The 25,100-nt window shown below is 63.8% G+C and carries 13 protein-coding genes and 1 pseudogene; 13 read left to right on the top strand and 1 reads right to left on the bottom strand.

Annotated elements, in window-relative coordinates; genetic code table 11:
* Nucleotides 1-2: 2 nt before the first annotated feature.
* Nucleotides 3-2,216: an alpha-N-acetylglucosaminidase gene (locus GXY15_04795; protein NLV40530.1), complete on the top strand. Its 2,214-nt coding sequence runs from the start codon at nucleotides 3-5 to the stop codon at nucleotides 2,214-2,216.
* A 135-nt stretch (nucleotides 2,217-2,351) separates the two neighbouring features.
* Nucleotides 2,352-2,726, top strand: coding sequence for a DUF559 domain-containing protein (locus GXY15_04790; GenBank protein NLV40529.1), 375 nt, complete (start codon nucleotides 2,352-2,354; stop codon nucleotides 2,724-2,726).
* Between the two features lie 74 nt (nucleotides 2,727-2,800).
* Here GXY15_04790 and GXY15_04785 read toward each other — a convergent pair whose 3' ends face one another.
* The gene (locus tag GXY15_04785) at nucleotides 2,801-5,560 is read right to left on the bottom strand and encodes a hypothetical protein (protein NLV40528.1); all 2,760 of its coding nucleotides are present in this window, start codon (nucleotides 5,558-5,560) and stop codon (nucleotides 2,801-2,803) included.
* Between the two features lie 568 nt (nucleotides 5,561-6,128).
* Between GXY15_04785 and GXY15_04780 the strand changes: the two genes are divergently transcribed.
* From GXY15_04780 to GXY15_04730, 11 genes and pseudogenes are all read left to right on the top strand, one after another.
* On the top strand, nucleotides 6,129-6,929 hold the full coding sequence (locus tag GXY15_04780) for an ion transporter (protein NLV40527.1): 801 nt from the start codon (nucleotides 6,129-6,131) through the stop codon (nucleotides 6,927-6,929).
* Between the two features lie 90 nt (nucleotides 6,930-7,019).
* Nucleotides 7,020-8,636, top strand: a complete 1,617-nt coding sequence (locus tag GXY15_04775) for a YifB family Mg chelatase-like AAA ATPase (protein ID NLV40526.1) — start codon at nucleotides 7,020-7,022, stop codon at nucleotides 8,634-8,636.
* A gap of 571 nt (nucleotides 8,637-9,207) precedes the next feature.
* Complete coding sequence (locus tag GXY15_04770) at nucleotides 9,208-9,810, top strand: helix-turn-helix domain-containing protein (GenBank protein NLV40525.1); 603 nt, start codon at nucleotides 9,208-9,210, stop codon at nucleotides 9,808-9,810.
* Nucleotides 9,811-10,060: 250 nt separating this feature from the next.
* Nucleotides 10,061-12,418, top strand: coding sequence for an SAM-dependent DNA methyltransferase (locus GXY15_04765; GenBank protein NLV40524.1), 2,358 nt, complete (start codon nucleotides 10,061-10,063; stop codon nucleotides 12,416-12,418).
* A gap of 235 nt (nucleotides 12,419-12,653) precedes the next feature.
* Nucleotides 12,654-13,550: an Abi family protein gene (locus GXY15_04760; protein ID NLV40523.1), complete on the top strand. Its 897-nt coding sequence runs from the start codon at nucleotides 12,654-12,656 to the stop codon at nucleotides 13,548-13,550.
* Between the two features lie 51 nt (nucleotides 13,551-13,601).
* Nucleotides 13,602-15,704: a DUF262 domain-containing protein gene (locus tag GXY15_04755; GenBank protein NLV40522.1), complete on the top strand. Its 2,103-nt coding sequence runs from the start codon at nucleotides 13,602-13,604 to the stop codon at nucleotides 15,702-15,704.
* Nucleotides 15,701-17,041: a restriction endonuclease subunit S gene (locus GXY15_04750; GenBank protein ID NLV40521.1), complete on the top strand. Its 1,341-nt coding sequence runs from the start codon at nucleotides 15,701-15,703 to the stop codon at nucleotides 17,039-17,041. Before GXY15_04755 ends, GXY15_04750 begins: the two co-directional genes overlap by 4 nt.
* Nucleotides 17,042-17,055: 14 nt before the next feature.
* The gene (locus tag GXY15_04745) at nucleotides 17,056-18,663 is read left to right on the top strand and encodes a cytidine deaminase (GenBank protein ID NLV40520.1); all 1,608 of its coding nucleotides are present in this window, start codon (nucleotides 17,056-17,058) and stop codon (nucleotides 18,661-18,663) included.
* 839 nt (nucleotides 18,664-19,502) lie between these two features.
* A complete protein-coding gene (locus tag GXY15_04740; GenBank protein ID NLV40519.1) occupies nucleotides 19,503-22,508 on the top strand; it encodes a type I restriction endonuclease subunit R in 3,006 nt (1,001 codons plus the stop codon).
* A gap of 384 nt (nucleotides 22,509-22,892) precedes the next feature.
* Nucleotides 22,893-23,117: pseudogene (locus GXY15_04735) on the top strand (hypothetical protein).
* Nucleotides 23,118-23,647: 530 nt separating this feature from the next.
* Nucleotides 23,648-24,796, top strand: a complete 1,149-nt coding sequence (locus GXY15_04730) for a PASTA domain-containing protein (GenBank protein ID NLV40518.1) — start codon at nucleotides 23,648-23,650, stop codon at nucleotides 24,794-24,796.
* Nucleotides 24,797-25,100: the final 304 nt, after the last annotated feature.

Here is a 25,100-nt window from a genome sequence, read left to right as displayed (position 1 = left end):
CCATGAAGCGCAGACTCGTCCCCGCTCTGTTGGCCGCCCTGGTTCTGTCCGCCGCCCTGCCCGCGCTGGCCGACACCCTGTCCGCGGGGCGCGGCCTGATCGCACGGGTGCTGCCGGAGAAGGCCGCCCTCTTCACGGTGGAGGAAATCCCGCAGGAGGCGGGCCGTGATGTCTTTGAGATCGAGTCTGCGGGGGGCACAGTCACCCTGCGCGGCTCGTCGGGGGTGGCCGTCGCGTCCGCCCTGAACTGGTATCTGAAGCACCACTGCAACGCGAATGTGTCGTGGCGCGGCACACAGACCGCGCTCCCGGACCCTCTCCCCGCCGTTTCGCCCAAGGTGCGCCAGTCCACCCCCCTCGACTGGCGCTACTGTTTCAATTACTGCTGTTTCAGCTATTCCCTGGCCTGGTGGGACTGGGCGGAGTGGGAGCGCATCATTGACTGGATGGCGATGAACGGCGTCAACATGCCCCTCGCCGTCACGGGGCAGGAGTCTGTCTGGGCGGAAGCCGGAAAGTCTTTCGGCCTCACGCAGGCGGACATGGACGCCTTCTTTGTCGGTCCGGGCTATCTGCCTTTCGGCTGGATGGGCTGCATGGACGGATGGGGCGGGCCGCTCCCGAAGGACTGGACCGCCCGCCACGCGGAGCTCCAGCGCCGCATTGTGGCGCGCGAGCGGGAGCTGGGCATGAAACCCGTCCTTCAGGGGTTCACCGGCCATGTCCCCGCCGCGCTCAAGGGCAAGTTCCCGGACGCGAAGTTCCAGCAGCTCCCGAGCTGGTGCGGGTTCCCCGGCACGCTCTTCGTGGACCCGCAGGACCCGCTCTTCGTCACCCTGGGCAAGGCCTTTGTGGAGGAGCAGACCCGGCAGTTCGGCACGGACCACCTCTACGCCGCGGACACGTTCATCGAGATGTCGCCGCCGAGCGACGACCCCGCCTTCCTCGACGCCATGGGCAAGGCCGTGTTTGAGGCCATGCGCGCGGGCGACCCGGAGGCGGTCTGGATCATGCAGGGCTGGCTCTTCGTGAACAACGCCGCCTACTGGAAGGCGCCGCAGACGAGGGCGCTCCTCACGTCGGTGCCGGACGACCGCATGACGGTGCTGGACCTCTGGTGCGAGGAGCGGCCCGCCTGGAAGGTCACCGAGTCCTTCCACGGCAAGCCGTGGATCTGGTGCGTCATCCAGGACTTCGGCGACGTGGTGGGCATGCACGGCGGCCTGCCCCGCATCGCTGCGGACCTTCCGGCGGCCCTCAACGACCCGGCGCGCGGCAGCCTGCGCGGCGCGGGCATCATCATGGAGGGGCTGGGCTACAACCCCGTGGTGAACGACCTCCTCAGCGACCTGTTCTGGGACCCCGTGTCCCCGGACCTCAATGAGTGGGTCACGGGTCATGCCCGCCAGCGCTACGGCAAGTCCCTGCCGAAGGCCGAAGCCGCCTGGACGGGATTCCTGAACACCGTGTACCGGCAGTCAGGCCGGGGCAGGTCGGTTGTCTGCATGCGGCCGGCACTGGACCCCAAGGAACTCTGGGGCGGCGGCCCCACGGCCTACGACCTCCCGGCGCTCGCCGCGGCCTGGGGCGACCTCGCCGCCTGCGCCCCGGAACTCAAGGACGTGGACGCCTACCGGTACGACCTGGTCCTCGTCACACGGCAGGTCCTCTCCGACCTCGCCGGAATCCGCCTCGCCCGCGCCATGAAGGCCCACGCCGCCAGGGACGCCGATCTCTTCCGCAAGGAGGCCAACGCCTATCTGGAACTCCTCGACGACCTCGACCGGCTCCTCGCCACGCGCGGCGAGTTTCTGCTGGGACGCTGGCTGGAGGACGCGAAGCGCTGGGGCGCGGACGACAAAGAACGCGCGCTGCTGGAGTGGAACGCCCGCACGCAGATCACCCTCTGGGGGCCGCCCGAGGGCGTGCTGCACGACTACGCCCAGAAACAGTGGGCCGGACTCGTCAGGGACTTCTACCGGCCCCGCTGGGAGCAGTTCCTCGCGCGATTGGAGGAATCGCTGGCGAACGGAAAGGACTTCGACGGGGAGGCTTTCACCAGGCAGATGCAGCTATGGGAGGACGCCTGGACCCGAAGGACAGACCCGCACGCATCAACGCCTTCGGGCGATCCCGTGACGGTCTCCCTCGAACTGTGGGAAAAGTACCACGCGGAGGTATCTTGGTCCCCCCTTGAGGGGGGTGGTTCGCGGTAGCGAACCGGGGGATGTTCTTGGGGTTTGGCATAGACCCATGTCGTGTTCTTGGAAAGCACCTCTAGATGTGATAGCTTGCAGAAGGCACCGAAATTCCGCTCTCTTCGCGCGCGCTATATACCGGAAGACACACACATGGCCGGACCACGAAAAAATCTTCCCTACCAACCGCATTTGAATGCCCTCGCGCGGGAACTGCGAAAGCATGGAACTCTGGGCGAGGTACTGCTCTGGCAGGCCCTAAAGAAGAAAGTTCTCGGCGTCGAGTTCCACCGACAGGTGCCTGTCATGGACTACATCCTGGATTTCTTCTGTCCGGAGAAAATGCTGGCGGTGGAGGTGGATGGAAGCACACACCGACACCCTGATGTCGGAGCACGGGACGTGGAACGCCAAGAGCGTCTGGAAGCCCTTGGCATCAGAGTGATCCGTTTCACCGAGACAGAGGTACGGCAAGATGCCGCTCGGGTGGTCGCCGCGATTGCCATCGCGTTGGAAAATCCGGAGTGAAGAACATCCCCCGGTTCGCTCCCGCGAACCACCCCCCTCTAGGGGGGACCAAGACAGGCGCCCCCTCATCCCTTTTAGAACTTCCCCGACTTGGGCGCTGAAACCGTGAAAACCACGCGCTCCCCCTGGGTGCCGAAATAGCCGCCCCAGCCGATGCGGATGTCACGGAGCTGCGCGAAATCCACCGGCCCCGCAGGACCGCCGCTCCAGCCCGCCCGCTGGAAGGCGCTCAGGGGCGCATAGACCCGCGTACGGCCCGCCCCGCCGAGGGGGACGCCCGTGTCAGCCAGCGCCTCCACGCCGCGCGCGTCGCGGACCACCACCAGCATCGTTGTGGCACAGGTCTGGGCGGCGGGCACCTCGGCGTCAAACACCAGGCATGCGGCTCCTGAAAGATCGACATCGGCCTGCCAGGAGAAGCACAGGAACTGAAACACGTCCACGCCGGACTTCGTCACGTCCGCCATCACGGTCCACGGGCCCCCGTCGGCGAGGCGGTGAATGTCGCCCCGGACATGTTCCCCGCCCAGCGCCACGGGCTCCGTGGGGGGCAGCGCCGCCACGGTCATGCCCGGCAGCCCCCCGTCCCGCGGTTCCCGCCATTCGGGTTTTTCGGCGCGGGAAAAGGTGAAGAGCATGCCGCCATAGGGGCCAAGGCTCAGGGAAATGTCCCGCGCGTCGGGCTCTTCCGCGCTCTGGCCGGTGGCGGGGTCCCAGCGCATCCCGTCCCCCTCGGCGCACAGGGACACGACTCCCGCCCACGCCTCCGGCCCGTCGTTGATGAGGAAGTACACCTCCTGGCCGTCTATCCGCCGGTGAGTCATCCGCAGGGGCGCGCCCGCAGGCATGGAAAGGTCCGGCGCCAGCACGCCGTCGAGCGCGCGCACCAGCAGCCCCTCCTGCCCCGCCGCTAGATGCAGCGCGAACCCGCCCTGGCCGTTCGTGCGCACTTCCCCGGACACGCCGTTGCCGAACAGTGCGTCCCGGATCTCTCCCGTCCGTTCGCAGGGGAACCCCTTGTCGCTGTTCACGGGCAGCGCGCCCAACGCCACCACACCGCCCCCGGCGCGCCAGAGGGCGTGCAGGTTCTCCCACGCCTTCAGCGGCAGGGTGTCCACGGCGGGCAGCACCACCACGCGCCACGCCAGCCCGTTCACGCGCAGCGCCCCGCGCCGCACGCGGGCCTCCGCCAGCGCGCGGCCGTCCACATAGGTGAAATCGCGCCCGGCGGCGAACAGCGCGCGCGACGCCTCGTTGTACACCTTTTGGATGCGCTGGACCCCGGCGGGCAGGTCGCGGGTCCACTCGCGCGACGGCGTAAAATGGGCCTTCAGCGTGTCCGCGGGGTAGGCCACCGCAAGGTCCGTCACCTGCCGCCCGCCCTTGAGCGCCATGCAGCAGCGGCCCGTCCACTCGTTCAGCCGGACCAGCGCGTCGTCCGGGAAATCCTTGAACCGGTAATAGCTCGTGAAGGTCGTGATCCCCGCGACCATCTGCCGGTTCAGCGAGCCGCGGATTTCGTCCTCCGTCACGGCATAGACGGGCCGCGTGTCTCCCGCGGCGCGCCAGCGCTGGCTGTGGTCCGACGCCTCGCTCATCGTGACCGCGCGCCCCTCCAGGTCCGCCGCGCTGGACACCAGCCGCGCCACCTGCCACGGCACCTCGGACGGGACGCTTGTCAGGCAGTCCATGCTCGGCGCGTCCAGGCGCCGCAGGCACTGGAAGAAGTCGCCGTAGAGCGGCGGGTGCGCCAGAACGGACTCCTCGCACAGCAGGTGCCCGCCGGACAGCACGTCATGGCGGTCGCACCAGTCCTGTATCTGGCCGAAATAATGCTCCGAAACGAGGTCGCCCACGGTGCCCCAGAAATCGTGCCGCGCCTTCTCCGCCGCCGGCCCCGCCCCCCACACCAGATGCGGCAGCACGGACGAGACCGGGTAGCCGTTGCGCTTCTCAAAGGCCTCTGGCAGGTTCGGCGACCACGGCAGCACCGACCACGGCTGTTTCCGCATGAAGATGCTCATGAGCGACGGCTCGTCGGTGAACGTGGAGACAAACCATTTCCCGAGGTCCTTGCCCAGCCGCGCCGCGTAGGCGTCGTGGTTCACCTCCAGAAAGCGCGCCGTCGGCTCCGGCATCAGCAGGTTGATGTACGGCAGCTTGTCCGCCAGGCTCACCGCCGCGTGCGTGCCCTCGTACAGCCGGTCCTCCGTAAGCACCAGCACCCGCCACGCCCCTGCGGGCGCCTCCCACGACAGTTTCCCGTCTTGAATCCGCGCGGAAAGGTCCACCGCCCCCGGCAGCTCCAGCGCGCCCCCCGCCACCGGGTACGCCGCCACGAGGACCGGCGCGCCCGGCGGACAGTCCAGCGACACCGGCCCGCCCGCCGTCTCCACCTGCGCGATCAGCAGCCCCCGGGCCTCCCATTCCGGATGCCCCTCCAGCGTCTGCCCGCCCGCCAGCCCCGACGGATACCCCCGCTCGTCATACAGCCACAGCGACATCCCCCGCCGCTGCGCCGCCTCCAGCCCCCGCCGGAACGCCGCCCAATGCTCCTCACTCTTCAGATAGTCCTTGAAATTCACATTCGTGGCCACCCCGCCGAAGCCCCGCGCCGCCGCCTGGTCAAACCACGCCTCCTGCCCCTCCGCCTCCCCCGGCATCGTGTGCAGGATCGGCAGAATCCGCTCCTCCGCCGGCGGCGAGGCAAACCGCTCCGCAAACGGGCGGTCCGCCCCCGGCAGCGCCACCGGGGCACCCCCCTCCCCTGCCACCGCCGAAACGGAACATCCCCATCCCAGCACCACGACCGAAGCCCAACGCAGCACGCTCATGAGAACCTCCATCAACCATGTGTCTGCCCCCCATTCTACGCACCCCGCCCCCGTTCAAGCGAACCGCAGGAAGCGTGCGATGGATGTGGGCAAACGCACCCTGGGACCACCACGCTCCAGCGTGGCATTCCTCGGGCCGAACGCATGCCCCTGATCCGCCACGCAGCGAGGCATTTAGAGCCCTGATTGCCGGATAAGGTGGGCGCGAGCCGAAGCGGCGGCGGGCACGAGATTGCTTCACTTCGTTCGCAATGACGCGGAAACACACGTCATTGCAGTGACGCGAAAACACACGTCATTGCGAACGAAGTGAAGCAATCTCGTGTCAGAACGGCCCAAGCCTGCCGCATCCCATGGGTGAACGGACATCTTCGCCGCCCAAGAGGCATTCGGCGTGAATTCACAAGGCGCGTTTTCTCTCACGTTAATCAACAGTCATTCCTTATCCGGCGATTCGGGTTCGGGGACGCTGCTTGAAAGCGCGCACTTGTCCCTTCGCACATACGGAGGTGTATAGTGCTGGCCGGAGTCGCAGTCAACGTAAGAGGCCACAGGGACGGAGCGCAGCATGAAAACGCATATCTGGACCGTACTGGAGAGTCTGGACAAGAAAAGCCGTGTTGCGCGGTTCTACGGCCTTTTCATGACAGCCCTGATTGTCTTGAATGCTGCGGCCGCCGTATTGGGAACGAATGGCGGTCTTGAAGCGCGTTATGGGACGTTGCTCAAATGGTTTGAATGGGGCAGCGTACTCATCTTCGTCATCGAGTACGCCGTGAGGGCTTGGGCCTGTACGTGCGACCCCCGTTATGAGGAAAGGCATGGCCGTCTCCGATACCTCTTTACCCCGCTGGCCCTGATTGATCTTCTGGCGATTGCCCCGTTCTTCTTCACATTCGTTTCCGTGGACCTGCGCACCCTGCGCCTTGTCAGGCTGATTCGGATTGCCCGCCTGGTCCGGCTGAAGGGATACCGCGTGGCTGCGGACGCCATACGGAACGTGGTGCTGGAACAGCGGGAGGAGTTGATCCTCTGCGTGGTTCTCTTTCTCATGCTTACCCTCATCAGCGGCTCCGCGATCTACTACTGCGAGAACCCGGTGCAGCCGGAAAAGTTCCCGGACGTCCCGACCTCCCTCTCGTGGGCCATTGGAACGCTGACCGCCTCCGCCTCTGCGGATGCGCAGCCCGTGACGACGGCGGGAAAATTCTGCGGCTACATGATCTCCATTCTGGGCATCCTCATGTTTGCCCTCCCCACCGGCATTGTCAGCGCCGGTTTCATGGAATACGCGAAGAAATCCAGGCGCGTTGAAAAAAAGCGGTGCCCCCACTGCGGCGTCTCGCTGGACGGCGATGGCAAAGTATAGAAGGATTCTAATCATGCGGTTTCTATTGAAAGGGAGGGCGCTCTGGAACTACACTCCCCTCAGAAGCGTGTCGCAATAGGAGGGTTTCGAATGCACCCCAGATACAGCCAGCGCGAACTCGACCATCTCCTGGAAAGGGATCACACCCTGTACAGCGGGGTTCTTTGGGGCCTGGAAGGCAGGCGCGTAGAACTTCGTGCCCGCGCCACATCCGTGCTGCCCGGCCCCTGTGACGTCATGTCATGCGTTCAGATAACCGGCATGGCAAAGGACATTATCAAGGAAAGCGCCCGGAGGATTGACGCCGCATTCAAAAAGCTCAAGATTCCGCAGTCACATGTCAAAATCTTGGTGGATCTGTCTCCGGCGGACCTTCCCAAGGGCGGGACTTGGCTCGATCTTCCCATAGCCATCATTTCATTGCAGGCCGCAGGGATTCTGCCTGACCTTAGAGAAGTCTCGGAAGAGCGTTTTCTGGTGATTGGCGAAATCGGAATTCATGGTGACGTCCGCCGCGTTCCGGGTGTGCTCTCCCTTGCAGGGCTTACCACGGCGGGTCAGGCGATTATCCTGCCCGCAGGCAACGAACGGGAGGCCTCTCTTATCACGGCCGCAGCCGGTCACGAGGGGACCGCTATCTGTCCGGTGTCCTCGTTGGAGCAGGTCGTGGATTACTTCAAGGGGGTGCACCCCCTTCCAAACGCATTGGCGCAGAAGATTGACTATGACGCCGTCGTCGAAAAAGCCCCAGACATAGGAAGGGTGAAGGGACAGAAGGAGGCCAAGGATGCGGCTCTGATTGCCGCGGCGGGGGGCCACAACATTCTTCTCATCGGCCCGCCAGGGGAAGGAAAAACCCTTCTGGCAAACGCCATTTCTGGAATCCTTCCAAGATTGTCCCGCAGGGAAGTCGTTGAAATCACCACCATCTATTCGGCCTGTGGCGAACTGAAAGAAGACGGCATGGTGGTGCATCGACGCCCCTTTAGAACCGTTCACCATACCGTCACCAAACCCGGCCTCGTTGGTGGCGGGGCGGGGGTCCCTGTCCCAGGGGAAATCACACGGTCCCACTTGGGGGTGCTGTTTCTTGACGAGTTGCCGGAGTTCTCTCCGTCCACCCTGGAAGCTCTCCGCCAACCGCTGGAGGATGGAGTCGTCCGCATTTCCCGGGTCGGCGCCAGCGTTGAGTATCCCAGCCGTTTCACGTTGGTCGCCGCAATGAACCCATGCCCCTGCGGATACTACGGAGATGAGCGCTGCCGGTGCTCCGAAAAGGATGTCAAGAAGTACCAGAGCCGGATAAGCGGTCCCATTCTCGACCGCATTGACCTGAAGGTGGAAATGCAGACGCTGAGCACGGAGGAACGCTTCGCCGAACCAGCCAAGGACCTTTCCACCGAATTCCGGGCACGCGTTGAAATCGCACGACGGCGGCAGGACAAGCGCTTTGAGGGAACCACCATTCCCTTCAACGCGGCCATTCCCGGCGGCCACATCATGGACTACTGTTCCTTCTCAGCATCGGCCGCGACCCGGTACAAGGAGCTTGTGGACAGCCATCGCATTACCACAAGGTCCATGGACCGGCTCGCGCGGGTGGCCCGCACCGTTGCGGACCTCTACAATTCGGACTCCGTCGAACCGCCCCATTTGGACAAAGCGGCCTCCTTCGTTTTGCCGGGGCTTCTCAAGGTGCTCTTCTGACTGCCAGTTGCCTCCCCCGCGCCGTTCCCCCGATGCTTCGCCTGCCAAAAAGACCCGCTTAAAAAGAAAATGGAGCGGGACACGGGGTTCGAACCCGCGACATCCAGCTTGGGAAGCTGGCCGCATGGAGATGTAAACGAATATCTATCAGTAACTTGCGCGGATGGAACACCCACACCTGCCCCACAACTTGCCCCAGATTTGGAGAAGGGGGCAACCACCGACCCCAAACAGGCCGCGCTCGCACTGTTTCGCTCACTTGACAGGGAAACGCTTCTCGCCGTCCTGGCGGAGGTACTGACAGGGCAGCCTCACGGGGAGGTTGGCAAGTGACTGCCCCATCCCGGATGTGTCTCCCCTATTCGCCCGCTGTCCGGCAGCCCTCGGGCCTCCGGCCGGGTGGCAACCCCCTGTCCAGATTCCAGGACGGCCTCACCCACGCCTCGTCGGGACACGACGCGCCCCCCCCGGGGGGGGCACGGGGGGGGAAACGGCAGGGACATCGCAATCAATCACCCCCGCTCACCGAGCACACTACTTTTTTTCACCCCCCACTGAAAGGATCCAAGAAATGAAGAAGCGACAGAATGAAGATCGTCCCGGGTCCCTGCCGACGACCCGCAGGCATGACGCCCTGATGGTGACGGAATCCGGGCTCAACGACCACAAGCGGGAAATCGCCCGCTTGTGCGCCATAGGACTCTCCTCCTCGGCCGTGGCCCGGCGGTTGGGCATGTCACCCGCCCTGGCGGCCCGGGTCATCGAGTCCGAGGACGTGCAGGAGGAGGTCGAACGCATCCTGGTGGAAAACGCCTGCGCACTGCTCGAGTCCCAGAAGATCCTCGGGATTGACGCCGTGACGGCCGCAGTCAATCTGCTGTACAAGGTGACCATCGGCGAGATAGACGCGCCCATCGAACTCCGGGTCCGGTGCTCCACGGCCATCCTGGACCGGGAACCCAGCCGCCGCTTCGCAAAAGGCACCAAAGTGGAGGTCACCTACAACCCGGCCAACCACTTCGACGTGGAGAAAGAGGCCGCCCTCGGCCGCAGGGTGTTCGGCATGGACCTTCCCCCCTCCGCCGCATTCGAAACCCTCCCGGAACCGGAGGTTCCCCGGGAACCCAGTGAAACCCCCCTCGGGTTCTACGCGCCGGACTTCGATCCTTCTTGAAAGGACACCCCGCCGTCCCGTTCTATGGGTATTCCCGTTTCCCTGCATGCCGCGGCATGCGGCGGAGAGAATCCTCAGCCGGGGGTGAATCAGCGTCATTGTCCCGGAAAAGGAACGGCGGAAGGGGCCGTTTCTTTTTTTTGCCGCATTTCCCACTGGTAAACGAACCCCCTTCTCGGTTGAAATAGCGCGCGGCCTGCGCTACCATGGGCGCGGCAAACGCAAACCGTCCACGGGGGAAGCAGCCAGCATGGACCAGGCCATCCACAACAAGATTGTGTCGTTTATCTGGGGAATCGCCGACGACGTGCTCCGCGATCTCTTCAAACGGGGCAAGTATCCCGACGTCATCCTGCCCATGTGCGTGCTTCGGCGGCTGGACGCCGTGCTGGAGCCGACCAAGCAGGCCGTGCTGGAAACGAAGCGGATGCTCGACGCGGCCGGCATCGTGGAGCAGCGCGCCGCCCTGGAGACCGCCGCCGGGCAGGCCTTCTACAACACCTCCTCCTTCACCCTGCGCGACCTCAAATCCCGCGCCACCCAGCAGAAGCTCCTGGCGGACTTCGAGGACTACCTGAACGGCTACTCCCCGAACGTCCAGGACATCCTGGAGAACTTCAAGTTCCGCAACCAGCTGCCCACCCTGTCCAAGGCCGACGCCCTCGGCACCCTCATCTCCAAGTTTCTCGACCCCGAGATGGACCTGTCCCCCGCAGGCATAGACAACCACGCCATGGGCACCGTCTTCGAGGAGCTGGTGCGCCGCTTCAACGAGGACAACAACGAGGAGGCGGGCGAGCACTGGACCCCCCGCGACGCGGTCCGGCTCATGGCGAACCTCATCTTTCTCCCCATCGAGGACCGCCTGAAATCCGGCTCCTACCTGCTCTACGACTGCGCCTGCGGCACCGGCGGCATGCTCACCGTCGCCGAGGAGACCCTCGCCGCCATCGCGTCCCGGCGCGGCCTCGAGATTGACTGCCACCTCTACGGCCAGGAGATCAACCCGGAAACCTACGCCGTGTGCAAGGCCGACATGCTCCTCAAGGGCGAGGGCGGCCACGCCGACCACATCGTCGGCGGCGCGGAATGGTCCACCCTCTCCCACGACGCCTTCCCCGCCCGCGAGTTCGACTTCATGCTCTCCAATCCCCCCTACGGCAAAAGCTGGAAGAAGGACCTGGAGGCCATGGGCGGAAAAGACGGCATGCGCGACCCCCGTTTCCGCGTCATGCACGGCGGCGCGGAGCTCCCCCTGGTCACCCGCTCCAGCGACGGCCAGATGCTCTTCCTCGCCAACATGGCCTCGAAGATGAACCACAAGTCCCCCCCCGGCAGCCGCATCGCCGAGGTCCACAACGGATCCTCCCTCTTCACCGGCGACGCGGGCCAGGGCGAGAGCAACATCCGCCGCTGGATCATCGAAAACGACTGGCTCGAGGCCGTCGTGGCCCTGCCCCTCAACCTCTTCTACAACACCGGCATCGCCACCTACGTCTGGGTCCTCTCCAACCGCAAACCCGAACACCGCAGGGGCAAAGTCCAGCTCATAGACGCCACCCGCTGGTTCAAGCCCCTCCGCAAGAACCTCGGCAAGAAGAACTGCGAGCTGTCCCCCGAAGACATCGAGCGCGTCACCCGCGCCTTCCTCGACTTCCAGGAAACCCCCGAATCCAAAATCTTCCCCAATGCCGCCTTCGGCTACTGGAAAGTCACCGTCGAGCGCCCCCTGCGCCTCCGGGCACAAATCACCCCCGGCGCCGCCGACACCCTCCGCTACGCCTCCGGCGACCCCGAACTCCGCCGCGAACTCCACGACCGCCTCGGCGACGACCTCTTCACCAACTTCCCCGCCCGCGCCAAAGATGTGGAGAAACACCTCGACGACTGGACCGACGACGAAACCGACGAGGACGAGGACAGCGCCGACACCGCCCCCCGCAAGGGACTCCCCGAGAAGCGCCGGAAGAAGCTCCTTGACCCCAAGACCTGGGAACGCGACGGACGCCTCGCCGACGCCGCCACCGCCCTCTTCGAGGCCCTCGGCGGCGCCCCCTTCGACGACTACAACGCCTTCCGCGACACCGCCGAGGAAACCCTCCGCCGCCTCGGTGTCCGCCTGTCCACCGTCGAGCGGCGCGCGCTCCTCAGCGCCCTCAGCCTCCGCGACGAGACCGCGCCCCCCGTCATCGCCCGCGTCCTCAAGCCGGGGAAGACCCCTCCCAACCCCCTGCGCGGACTCTTCGAGGCCGTCGTGGACGGCAAACCGGTCCTCGTCGAATACGAGCCCGACCCCGAACTCCGCGACACCGAGCAAATCCCCTTCCTCGAAGCCCCGCCCTCCGGCAACCCCGGCGGCCTGCCCACCGAAGCCTCCTCCAGGGAGGGCATAGACGCCTTCTTCCGCCGCGAAGTCCTCCCCTACACCCCCGACGCCTGGATCAAGGACGAGGACCCCAAAATCGGCTACGAAATCAGCTTCACCCGCCACTTCTACCAGCCCGCCCCCCTGCGGACGCTCGAGGAAATTGCCGCAGACATCCTCGCCGCCGAAAAGGAGGCCGAAGGGCTGCTGGACGGGCTCCTGAAGGGGAGCGCCGACGCATGAGAGGGAACCGGGCAACCCGCCGCGCACACGGCCTCTTTTTCGTTGCACCGGTGCAACGCCAGTTTGAATCTGTGCCAGTTTGTGGTATAGTAAGAGTAACAGCGCCCACCGCGCCTCGGTTTTCCTCCGGGAAAACTGCGAACCAGGGTGGGCCTTTCCTTTTTTCTCCGGAAGACGCGCCGCTATCCCAGCCAAAAAGCCTGTTGGCGCGTTGTATGGCAGAGGGGAGCCTGCCGTGAGCGCCAATGTCTTCTCCAAGCCGCCCCTCGCTTTGGCGGACCAGGTCGCCCTGCTGAAAACACGGGGCATGCTGATCGCCGATGAGAAGGCCGCTGAGAACGCGCTCCTGCATCTGAACTACTACCGGTTCTCGGGGTATGCCCTCCACTACGAGCTGTTTTCCGGCGGCCAGCGGACACACCAGTTTGCCGCAGGAACAAGGATCGAGGATGTCCTGTACCTGTATGACTTCGATTCCCGCCTGCGCGCGCTGCTGTTCCGGTTCATAGAACCCGTTGAGGTGGCGTTCCGGGCGGCCGTTTGCCATGAACTCTGCACGCGGACCAATGATTCGCACTGGCATCTGAATCCCGGCATGTACGACAACCGGTTTCATTTTGTCCGTTTGCGCACCGACTGCGAGGAGGAGTCGGAACGCAACAAGGACGAGGTGTTCATCCGCAGCTACCGGGCCAAATACGACGAGCCCCCGACCCCGCCCGCCTGGATGATGAGCGAAATCCTGTCCATTGGCCGCTGGTCAAAGATATACGCGCATCTTGCCAGTCACGAAGCCAAGAAGGCGGTGGCCGGCGTCTTCTCCACGAAGCCGTACCATCTCCAGTCCTGGATACACGCCCTCTCTGTGCTGAGAAACCTCTGCGCCCACCACTCCCGCATATGGAACCGCGACTTCAAGATCAGGCCGGCATTGCCCAATGCCTTCAAGGAATCAGGAAGCGGACATACCCGGCTCGCGGCCCAAGTGTTTGTGTTGAAATCACTCCTGACCCCTCTGGAGAAAGACGGGGAGTTTCGGCGTGAATGGAATGCCTTGATGGACGCCTTTCCCGGGGTTCCGAGGCGCAACATGGGTTTTGAGGGCGGCGGCGCACAGGCCGGAAAGCTGTGACCTCTGCTTTGGGAAATGACGGTACCGACAATGTCGAAAGGAAATTGACAGATGAAAGCCACTGAAGCCAAGCTGCTTGTGTTCCTGCAGAAGTCGCCGCAGTTTGTGATCCCGATCTATCAGCGCACGTACTCGTGGACCGAGAAACAGTGCCGCCAGCTCTGGGACGACATCCTGCGCGCCGGGTCCAGCGGCAATATTTCGGTGCACTTCATCGGCTCCATCGTCTACGTGGAGCAGGGGCTCTCCCAAGTCTCGCACCAGGCCCCCCTGCTGGTGATTGACGGCCAGCAGCGGCTCGCCTCGGTCTCCCTGCTCATGGAGGCGCTCGCCCGCGCCCTCGGCGACACCGAGCCGGAGGACGGATTCTCCGCCCCCAAGCTGCGTGAGTACTACCTCACCAACCGCCTTGAGAAGGGCGACCGCTTCTTTAAGCTGCTGCTCTCGCAGACGGACAACGCCACGCTCAAGTCGGTCATCCGAAACACCGAGCCGCCCGAGGAACCCTCGTTGCGCGTGATGCAGAACTTTGATCTGTTCACCGACCTCATCGCGGCGCGGAAGGACGACCTTGTGCCGGTGTGGCGGGGTTTGGCCAAGCTGGGGGTGGTGGACATCGCCCTCAGTGGGGAACATGACAACCCCCAGCTCATCTTCGAGAGCATGAACTCCACCGGCAAGGAGCTGAGCCAGGCGGACCTGATCCGCAACTTCATCCTCATGGGGCTCGAGCCCGACCTCCAAACCCGCCTCTATGAGGACTACTGGCGGCCCATGGAGCAGGACTTCGGCCAGGAGGCCTACGGCACCCAGTTCGACAGCTTCATGCGCCATTACCTGACCGTGCGCACCGGCGACATTCCGCGCGAGCGCGAGGTCTACGAGGCGTTCAAGGACCACTCCCGCACAAAGCCCGTGCTGGAGGCGGGCATCGAGGAACTGGTGAAGAACATCCGCGCCTTTGCCGGGTATTTCTGCGCCCTCGCCCTGGGACGGGAGAAGAACCGCGCCCTCGCTGCCGCCTTCCACGACCTGCGCGAGCTGAAAGTGGACGTGGCCTACCCCTTCCTCCTGGAGCTGTACCACGACTACATCGGCAAAACCCTCTCCGCCGCCGACCTCGCCGCCGCCGTGCGCCTGGTGGAGGCCTATGTGTTCCGCCGCGCCGTATGCGCCATCCCCACCAACTCGATAGGAAAGACTTTCGCCAACTTTGGCAAGGCGCTCAAGAAGGACCGCTACCTCGAAAGCATCCAGGCGCATTTCCTGTCCTTGCCCTCCTACCGCCGCTTCCCCCGCGACGACGAGTTCCGCCGCGACCTGCACACCCGCGACCTCTACAACTTCCGCAGCCGAAGCTACTGGCTGCGCCGCATGGAGAACCACAAACGCAAGGAGCGAGTGGCGGTGGACGAGTACACCATCGAGCACATCCTGCCCCAGAACCCCGACCTCTCCCCGGCGTGGCGGAAGGCCCTGGGCGATGACTGGCAGCGCGTCCAGCAGCAGTGGCTCCACACCCTCGGCAACCTCACCCTCACGGGATACAACGCCGAATACAGCGACAAGCCCTTTGACAAAAAGCGCGACATGACGGGCGGCTTCAAGGAAAGCCCGCTCCAGCTCAACAAAGCCCTGAAACAGGCGAAAGCGTGGAACGAGGCCGCCATCCAGAACCGCGCCGGACAGCTGGCCGACCTCGCCCTCCAGGTGTGGGCCGCGCCCCGGCTCGACGCCACCACTCTCGCCGCCTATAAGCCGAAAAAGGCCCCCGCGACCGGCGGCTACTCCATCAAGGACCACAAAGCCCTCGCCAAAGGCGGCATGCGCAACCTCTTCGAGGCCTTCCGGAAAGAGGTGCTCGCTCTGGACCCCTGCGTGGTCGAGGAGTTCCTCAAGCTCTATGTGGCCTACAAGGCCGAAACCAACTTCGTGGACGTTGTCCCCCAGGCCAAACAACTCCGCCTCAGCCTCAACCTGCCCTTCAACGAAATCAACGACCCCAAGAGCCTCTGCACCGATGTCACAGACCGGGGGCGCTGGGGAAACGGCGACGTGGAAATCGGCTTCAAGTCCCTCGATGACCTCCCCTACATCATGGGACTCGTCCGCCAGGCCCTCGAACGCCAGATGGGCGACGGAGGGCAGGCATGATCGCCGACCTCAAGCCCTACCCCGAATACAAGGACTCCGGGCTCCCGTGGGCGGGAAGCGTGCCGGGGCATTGGGAGCTTCGCCCAGCGTTTGGGGCGTATACGCCCGTTCTTGAGCGGAATCGCGGTCTAAGGGAGAAGACCGTCCTCTCTCTCAGTTACGGGCGCATTGTCGTCAAGCCAGCAGACAAGCTGCACGGGCTTGTCCCGGAGTCCTTCGAGACCTATCAGATTGTCAACCCCGGCGACATCGTCCTCCGAACCACCGACCTTCAAAACGATCACACGAGCCTTCGCGTGGGCATGGTTCATGATCGGGGAATCATCACCTCGGCCTATTTGGCCCTGCGAACAAAAGCGGGGATGGCGCCCTCTTTTGGCTTCCAGTTTCTCAATGTTTGGGACAGAAGCAAGGCCATATACGGCTATGGATCCGGACTCCGCCAAAATCTGGACTTCTCGCACTTCAAGAGAATGCCGGTAGCCCTCCCCCCGGCGGAGGAGCAGGCGGCGATCGTGCGTTTTCTGGACTGGGCGAACGGGCGGCTGGAGCGGGCGATCCGGGCGAAGCGGAAGATCATCACCCTGCTCAACGAGCAGAAACAGGCCATCATCCACCGCGCCGTCACCCGCGGCCTCGACCCCAACGCCCCCCTGAAACCCTCCGGCATCCCCTGGCTAGGGGACATCCCCGCCCATTGGGAGGTGAGGCGGATGAAGAACATAGCTCAGCTAAAGAGTGGGGACGGGATCACTTCTCAGGAGATTGAAGAAACCGGCCCCTACCCAGTGTTTGGCGGAAACGGCATGCGGGGATACACATCAAGATACACACACGATGGGCACTACGTGTTGATAGGTAGGCAGGGGGCGCTTTGCGGCAATATCAACTATGCTCAAGGAAAGTTCTTCGCCTCAGAACATGCGGTTGTGGCAACTCTGCGACCAGGAATATCTGTGCAGTGGTTAGGGGAGCTCCTCCGTACGATGAACCTCAACCAATACTCCCAGTCTGCGGCCCAGCCGGGGCTTTCTGTGGAGCGCATTAAGAACCTTGCCGTTCCCTTTCCCCCTGAGAGCGAAGGAGAGCTTATCGCCCGAGATCTTATTGGCGAGACAGCCCCGCTCACGGCTGCGATATCATGTCTGCTCCGTCGAATCACCCTTCTGCGCGAATACCGGACGCGTCTGACGTCGGACGTGGTAACGGGGAAGCTGGACGTGCGGGCGGCGGCGTCGCGTCTGCCGGCGGCCGCCGGGAGTCCCGAGCCCGACCCGTCCCCCGAGGAGGAGGAATTTGCCTCCCCGGACGAAATCATGGATGATGAGGGAGAATAAGGGAGGTCGCACCGATGGACAACGCGGACCGTGAAGAACATTACAGGAGCATTCTGTCCGGACAGCTTCCAGGTGCTGAGCTTGTTATCGGCTTGGTGGGTTCAGTGGGCGCGGACTTGGGGTCGCTTGTTCCGCGGATCAGCAGCTGTCTGGAGCGGTATGACTACACCACGGTGGTGATCCGGCTCTCGGAGCTGATTTCCCATGTGGTGGAGGTTCCGGACCTGGCGGGGGCGAGCGAATACACGCGCATAGACACCATGATGACGCTCGGGAACGAGGCGCGGGAAACATCCAAGGACAACGCGATTCTCGCCATGGTGGCCTCGGCGCAGATATACGGGGGCCGGACCGACTCCTCGCCGCGCCCCCGGCACGCTTTTGTGATCAACTCCCTGAAGCATCCGGACGAGGTGAACCTGCTGCGCCGCATCTATGGAAACGGGTTCTTCCTCGTCGGGGTCTATGTGGACCCCAAACAGCGCCACACCAACCTCCTCAAAACTAAAGACATGAAGGACTCGGAGGCGCGGGCGCTGATGCAGCGGGACGAGGCCGAGGGGGTTCCCTGCGGACAGCGGACGCGGGACACCTTTCATCTCAGCGATTTCTTCATCCACCTGGACCGGACGGCGCGGCAGTCCCTGACCCGCTTTTTTGACGTTGTCTTCGCGGACCCCTACCGCACCCCGCTGTTCGACGAATACGCCATGTTCATGGCCTTCGCCGCGGCCACCCGCTCGGCGGACCTCTCGCGGCAGATCGGCGCGGTGATCGCCCGGGACAATGAGGTGCTCGCAACCGGCGTCAACGAGTGCCCCTGCGCGGGCGGGGGCGCCTACTGGCCCCATGTCACCCCCTCCGGGGAGGTGCTCGACACGCCGCGGGGAAGGGACTACAGGCGGAAATGCGACAGCAATGACGCGGAAAAGGCGGAGCTGGTCAACAGCCTTGTGCGCGCCGTTGAGGGGGTGTGCGCCGCGTGCGGACAGGAGGGCAGGGCCGCCAGTGAAAAGGCCATACGGGAGGCCATCGGGCGCAGCCCCATAGACGACATCACGGAGTACGGACGCGTTGTCCATGCCGAGATGAACGCGCTAATGACCTGCGCCCGGAACGGCATCAACTGCAAGGGGGCGACGCTCTACTCGACCACCTTCCCCTGCCACAACTGCGCCAAGCACATCATCGCCGCCGGCATCACGCGGGTGGTCTACATCGAGCCCTATCCCAAGAGCAGGGCCTTGAAGTTCCATGACGACGCGGCCTTTCCGGGCTTCCAGCGCGACCAGAAGAAGGGCGGGCTTGTGGCTTTCGAGCCCTTCGTGGGGATCGGCCCCCGCCGGTTCTTCGATCTTTTTTCCATGAGGCAGGGGTCCGGATTCCCCTTGACGCGGAAGAACAAGGACACCGGCGCAACGGTGCCCTGGAACCGGAAGGCGGGAACCATAAGGATTCCCATGCTTCCCTCCAGCTATTTGCAACGGGAGGCGCTTGTTGTTACTATTCTCAAAACGCACCTGAAAGGAGACCCCGATGGCCAGCAACCCGGCGGAGCAGGTAAAAAAGCTTCATCTAAGCCCAAAGGAAATGCAGGAGGCCGTGCGAAGGGCGGCCAATGATGTCAAGACCCTTCCGGCTTGGAAAGACCCGAAGGCCCCCGTCAGCCAGAAGCCCAAGACCACGTAACAACGGCAAATCATGCGCCAGCGAGCCGTCGGCCAGTTAGGTCGGCGGCTTTTCTTCGTTTTGCCTGCAGGAAAGGCCGTAAACCCAAGGCTCTCATAAGGGGGTGGGCCAAAAGCGCAACGCGGCATGAACGGCCCGGGGAGGCTGGGTGGAACGGCTTGGAGCGTCTTTAGTTAAATCCGCCCCTGAACGCGCCATAGTCTATGGATATTATCTTGACCTTGCTATGGTCTTTCTTTCTCAACCCATTGCGCAGATACGTCTTACGGATTAGTTAATTTCCGGGCGGTTGGGAAGGTGTTGTGGAAGTATTAGCCAATCGGCGCGCCGGGAAAGAACCGGAGCGGGGCGTGAAGCGCGACGATGAGCACGGCGGGCCGACGACCGGAGAATCATATCGTACGATCAGGCGCTCACGAAGTGCTGGACAAGTCGGCGTGACGCCCCCGCGGCCCGGTTGCATTGGGAAACGGGTTGTGCCACCATGGGGGACGGTGCCGGTTGCCCCGCCCCCACGGGGAATGGCCGGAAGCAAAGGAGGGTATGCGAAACCGCCTTCGGCGAGCCCCGCAGCGGGCGTCTTCCCGCCGGGGAACGCCCGCCGATGGACGGATAGCACTTCATTTTTTGAAGAGCAAAGCCAATATCGCCGCACCGGGCCGTGAACCCGGAAAAATGCGGAGGCCCGGCGGCAACACCCGCCAAGGCGCGGGCGAAAACGAAACGGCGGATAGCGCGCGGTTTACCGGGAAAACACAAGGGGACACATGGCGTGACCACGGACATCACAGAGAAGGGCCTGGAGACGCTGATCATGCGCCACCTGACGGGGACGGACGGGTTGTCCGCCGGGTCGGGGGGCGCGGTGGGGGACTTGACGGCGGGGTATGCTTCGGGGGCGGGCTATCATGCGGGGAGCCCGAAGGACTATGACCGGGCGCACTGCCTGGACACGTTTCAGCTGTTCGCGTTTCTGAAGGCGACGCAGGAGGAGGCGTTTGAGAAGCTCGGCCTGGGGAATTACGGGGACCCGAACGACATCATCCGCATCAAGTTTCTGTCGCGGATGTCGTCGGAGATCACGAAGCGGGGGGTGATTGACGTGCTGCGGAGGGGCGTGGACCACGGGCCGCAGCATTTCACCCTGTTCTACGGGACGCCCTCGCCGGGGAATGAGACGGCGGCGGCGCTGCACGCGGAGAACCGGCTCTCGGTCACGCGGCAGCTGGCGTACAGCCTGGACGAGACGCGGCGCGCGCTGGACCTGTGCCTGTTTGTGAACGGGCTGCCTTTTGCCACCTTTGAGCTGAAGAACAGCCTGACGAAGCAGACGGTGGAGGACGCGGTGGAGCAGTACCGGCGCGACCGGGACCCCCGCGAGCCGCTCTTCGCCTTTGGCCGGTGCGCGGTGCATTTTGCCGTGGACGACGCGGAGGTGCGGATGTGCACGGAGCTGAAGGGCAAGGCGTCCTGGTTCCTGCCGTTCAACAAGGGCTGGGACGACGGCGCGGGAAACCCGCCGAACCCGGCCGGGCTGAAGACGGACTACCTGTGGAAGGACATTCTGACGCCTGCGGGCCTGACGGACATTCTGGAGAACTACGCGCAGATCGTCGAGACCAGGGACCGGAAGACGGGCAAGAAGAAGCGGGTGCAAATCTTCCCCAGGTACCACCAGCTGGACGTGGTGCGGAAGGCGCTGGCGGCGGTCCACGCGCACGGGGCCGGGGGGCGCTACCTGGTGCAGCATTCGGCGGGGAGCGGCAAGTCGAACTCCATCGCGTGGCTGGCGCACCAGCTGATCGGCGTGAAGCGCGGCGGGAAAGAGGTGTTTGACTCGGTCATCGTGGTGACGGACCGGCGGGTGCTGGACGACCAAATCCAGAAGACGATCAAGCAGTTCATGCAGGTGCAGGCGACGGTGGGCCACGCCGAGCACTCTGGGGACCTGCGGAAGTTCATCGAGCAGGGAAAGAAGATCATCGTCTCGACGGTACAGAAGTTCCCGTTCATCCTCGACGAGATCGCCGGGGAGGGCGGACGCCGCTTTGCCATCGTGATTGACGAGGCGCATTCCAGCCAGGGCGGGAAGACGAGCTCGGCCATGAACCAGGCGCTGGGCGGGGAGGCGGACGGCCCGGACCCGGAGGACGTGGTGAACGCCGCGCTGGAAAAGCGCATGGCGGCGCGGAAGATGCTCAGGAACGCGAGCTATTTCGCCTTCACGGCCACCCCCAAGAACAAGACGCTGGAGATGTTCGGCGAGGCGCTTCCGCCGGACGCCGAGGGCCGGGTGCGCCACCGCCCCTTCCACAGCTACACGATGAAGCAGGCGGTGCAGGAGGGGTTCATCCTCGACGTGCTGCGGCACTACACGCCGGTCGAGAGCTGCTACCGGCTGGTGAAGAAGGTGGAGGACGACCCGGAATTTGACACGAAGAAGGCGAAGAAGAAGCTGCGCCGGTATGTGGAGAGCCACGACCACGCGATCCGCCTGAAGGCGGAGATCATGGTGGACCATTTCCACGACCAGGTGCTGGCGTATGGAAAGATCGGCGGACAGGCCCGGGCCATGGTGGTGTGCTCCGGCATCGAGCGGGCCATCCAGTACTATCACGCGTTCCAGACGTACCTGCTGGAGCGGAAAAGCCCCTACCACGCCCTCGTCGCCTTTTCCGGGGAGCATGAATACGGTGGCGCGAAGGTGACGGAGTCGTCGCTCAACGGCATTCCCAGCGGCGACATCCCGGAGGCGTTCCAGGAGGACCCGTACCGCTTCCTCATCTGCGCGGACAAGTTCCAGACGGGCTATGACGAGCCGCTGCTCCACACCATGTATGTGGACAAGCCCCTGTCGGGCGTGAAGGCGGTGCAGACGCTGTCCCGGCTGAACCGCGCCCACCCGAAGAAGCACGACGTGTTTGTGCTCGACTTCCAGGACAACGCGGAGGCCGTCACCTACGCGTTTCAGGACTATTACCGCACGACACTGCTCGCCGAGGAGACGGACCCGGACAAGCTGCATGACCTCAAGGCCGCGCTGGACAATGCCCAGGTGTACTCGCCTGAGCAGCGGGACCGGGTGGTGGAGCTGTTTCTCACCGGGGCTCCCCGCGAGGAGCTCGACCCCCTTCTCGACGCCTGCGTGGCCGTTTACGTGGAGCGGCTCGACGAGGACGGCCAGGTGGACTTCAAGGGCAAGGCGAAAACCTTCACACGCGCCTATGACTTCCTCGCGTCGGTCATCACCTACACCAACCGCGAATGGGAACGGCTGTCCATCCTGCTCAACCTGCTCATCCCGAAACTGCCCGCGCCGCTGGAGCCGGACGGTGCCAAGGGCATCCTCGAAGCCATTGACATGGACAGTTACCGGGTGGAGAAGCGGGAGGTGATGAGAATCGCGCTGGCGGACGAGGATGTGGAGATTCCCCCCGTCCCCGTCGAGGGCGGCGGCATGAAGCCCGACCCGGAGTACGACCGGCTCAGCAACATCCTGAAAACCTTCAACGAGCAGTTCGGAACCCTGTTTGACGACGCCGACCGGGTGGCCCGGCGCATCCGCGACGACATCGCGCCGAAGGTGGCCGCGGACACCGTGTTCCGCAACGCCCTGGAAAACACCCCGCACACCGCCCGCATGGCCCACGACCAGGCCCTGCACCGGGTGATGCAGGGCCTCCTGCGGGATGACACCCAGGTCTACAAGCAGTTCGTCGAGAACGACGCCTTCCGCCGCGCGATCAGCGACATGGTGTATGCCATCACTTCCGTCTGACCGCCAGCGGGCTTCGCCGTCACCGGCAGGGTACAACGGCAGGGTACCAGCCCGGTCCGGCTCAGCCATGGGTTAATCCGAAGAAAGCGGCATATTGATACCCCACAGGCAATCTGCTAGGATTGAGGCGACAGGGGGCCGAGAAGCGGCCAAGTTGCCGCCCCCGCGTCATCCTGAGTTGAGCCGGTCCCTGTCCAAAGTGGGGGTGACCTCAGTAGTTTGTTTTTTAGGTGGCTGACACAAAGGAGAATCGCCATGAAAACCTGCTTGACTCAACGTATGTCCGTTGCCGTTCTTTTCCTTCTGGCAACCCTACTCATGCTGCCCACCACTGCGGCCAACGCCGCTGTCTGGTATGTCACCCCCGCCGGGGCAGGGGAACAGTCCGGGACTTCATGGGCCACGGCATGCGGCACCCTCCAGGCGGCCGTGGACAAGGCATCCTCCGGCGATGAAATCTGGGTCATGGCCGGGTCTTACACCGGAACTGGTGACACTGGTGTGGTCACGCTAAAATCCGGCGTGACCCTCTACGGTGGCTTCACCGGCGCGGAAACTGCCCGGGACGATAGAAGCTACACCGACAACGTCTCGATTATTAACGGGGAAGACGCCCGCCGCTGTGTGTACGCCATCTCCGGCGGTGCAGTGGATGGCTTCACCATGACCGGGGCAAAGCGACATATTCATCAACTGGAGGCCTCAACGGCGGGGGAATGTTCGGGGGGACCGCCACCAACTGCGTGTTCACTTATAACACGGCAACTGATGGGGCTGGGTTGTATCAAGGCACTGCCGTAAACTGTGCGTTTATTTTCAACACCGCAATTGGCGGTGGGGGCGGCATGTACCAAGGCACGGCAACGAGAAGCATATTTAGAAACAATCGTGCGTCTTCCGGGGGCGGGATGCACCAAGGTACGGCTATAAACTGTTTGTTCACGCTTAACAGTAGTGGGTTCTACGGCGGCGGGATGTACCAAGGCACAGCGATGAATTGTTCTGTGGCATATAACACGGCGCCGTTGGGCTCCGGGTTATATGAGGGCGCAGCGGTTAACTGTGTTATTTCGGGAAATACAGGGGCAAATTCACAAACATCGTCTACGCTTATGTCATACAGTTGTCTTCCCACCACCATGAGCGGCACCGGCAACATCGTTGGAGAGCCCAGTTTTATCAATCCCTCACTGGGTGATTTTCGTTTGCGGGCGGATTCCCCCTGTATTGACAGAGGCACCTCATCTGGGGCACCCCTCGTGGATTTGGTTGGCACAGTCCGCCCAAATGGCGTGGGTATTGACATGGGCGCTTATGAGTATGTGCCCTATTCTGTTTTTGTTCCCAGCGTGGAGGGGTATCTACAAGCAGTGGCCACCACTGCCATACGGGAGGCGGACTTGACACTAGGCGCAGTAACCCAAACCTTTGACAACTCCGTTCCATCAGGCACTATTATTTCCCAAGATCCAGCAGGCGGCGCGCAGGCGGTATCCGGTTCGGCGGTGGCCCTCTTGGTCTCCAAGGGGCCGGCGGTTGTGGTGCCCAATGTGGTAGGCCAGACACAGGCTTCAGCCACCACTTTGATTACCGGGGCCGGGCTCACCCTGGGCACGGTGACCGAGGCGTATAACGCCACGGTTCCGGTGGGCCAGGTCATCAGCCAGACCCCCGCTGCGGACACCAGCGTGTCCGCCGGTTACGCGGTGGACCTCGTGGTCTCCAAGGGTCCTCAGCCGGTTTCCGTGCCCAATGTGGTGGGCATGACGCAGAGCGCGGCCCAGACCGCCATCACGGGGGCGGATCTTGCGGTGGGCACGGTGACCGAGGCGTATAGCGCCACGGTTCCCGCGGGATCAGTGATCAGCCAAAATCCGGCGGCGGGCGCGCAGGCGGCCCCCGGCAGCTCGGTGTCCCTGGTGGTTTCGAAGGGACCGGACCCAGGCGAAGGCGAGGGCGAGCCGCCACTGGCCCCCACAGTGGAGGAGGTGCATGCCTTGTTGGCCGCAGGATTTAATGCTGCGGATACCAATGGGGACGGGCGCATCAGTTATGCGGAGGCCTTGGCCGCGATTCCAGGGCTTACCCTGGCCGTCTTCAATGAACTGGACACCGATGGCGACGGTGCGCTGGGCAGGGCAGAACTTGGCCTTGACGAGGAGGCCGGTTGTTTTGGATGCCAGAAATCCGGGTTCACACTGATGAACCTGAAGCGGCGTCTGGGCGATCTCTTTTTGGCGGGTCTGGCGTTGAGCCTGCTCGCGGTGGTTGGCCGCAGGAAAGCATAGCGTATCGTTTATCGCGGGCGGTCCCAACTGCGAGCGGATCCAATTTCGTCACTTGACGAAACACCGGCCTGTGCACACCAGGGCCTGATGGGCCTGAAAGCCTGGCAGAAGGCCGACAGGGCGCGCCGTCACCTTCAGGGTACAACGACGGGGTACCAGCCCGGTCATGGCCTCCTGAGCCGCACAGACGCCTTGAGGACAGCCGGCACTCGGGGGGCTTCTTGTCGGCCGGAAATGGGGCTGACTTTGCCCGGTCGCAGTGTGTACAATGTTTGACAGCCGCCCGGCATGAGGCAGGGCGGCG

This window comes from Candidatus Hydrogenedentota bacterium, assembly GCA_012730045.1.
Classification (GTDB): Bacteria; Hydrogenedentota; Hydrogenedentia; order Hydrogenedentales; family CAITNO01; genus JAAYBR01.
The sequence above is the reverse complement of the archived record's forward strand: the minus strand, read 5'-3'. Positions and strand labels throughout refer to the sequence as shown.

Bases quoted from the DNA above. Each gene is read 5' to 3' on its own strand.
- GXY15_04795 (NLV40530.1), top strand. From the start codon at position 3: ATGAAGCGCAGACTCGTCCCCGCTCTGTTGGCCGCCCTGGTTCTGTCC.
- GXY15_04790 (NLV40529.1), top strand. From the start codon at position 2,352: ATGGCCGGACCACGAAAAAATCTTCCCTACCAACCGCATTTGAATGCC.
- GXY15_04785 (NLV40528.1), bottom strand. From the start codon at position 5,560: ATGAGCGTGCTGCGTTGGGCTTCGGTCGTGGTGCTGGGATGGGGATGT.
- GXY15_04780 (NLV40527.1), top strand. From the start codon at position 6,129: ATGAAAACGCATATCTGGACCGTACTGGAGAGTCTGGACAAGAAAAGC.
- GXY15_04775 (NLV40526.1), top strand. From the start codon at position 7,020: ATGCACCCCAGATACAGCCAGCGCGAACTCGACCATCTCCTGGAAAGG.
- GXY15_04770 (NLV40525.1), top strand. From the start codon at position 9,208: ATGAAGAAGCGACAGAATGAAGATCGTCCCGGGTCCCTGCCGACGACC.
- GXY15_04765 (NLV40524.1), top strand. From the start codon at position 10,061: ATGGACCAGGCCATCCACAACAAGATTGTGTCGTTTATCTGGGGAATC.
- GXY15_04755 (NLV40522.1), top strand. From the start codon at position 13,602: ATGAAAGCCACTGAAGCCAAGCTGCTTGTGTTCCTGCAGAAGTCGCCG.
- GXY15_04750 (NLV40521.1), top strand. From the start codon at position 15,701: ATGATCGCCGACCTCAAGCCCTACCCCGAATACAAGGACTCCGGGCTC.
- GXY15_04745 (NLV40520.1), top strand. From the start codon at position 17,056: ATGGACAACGCGGACCGTGAAGAACATTACAGGAGCATTCTGTCCGGA.
- GXY15_04730 (NLV40518.1), top strand. From the start codon at position 23,648: ATGAGCGGCACCGGCAACATCGTTGGAGAGCCCAGTTTTATCAATCCC.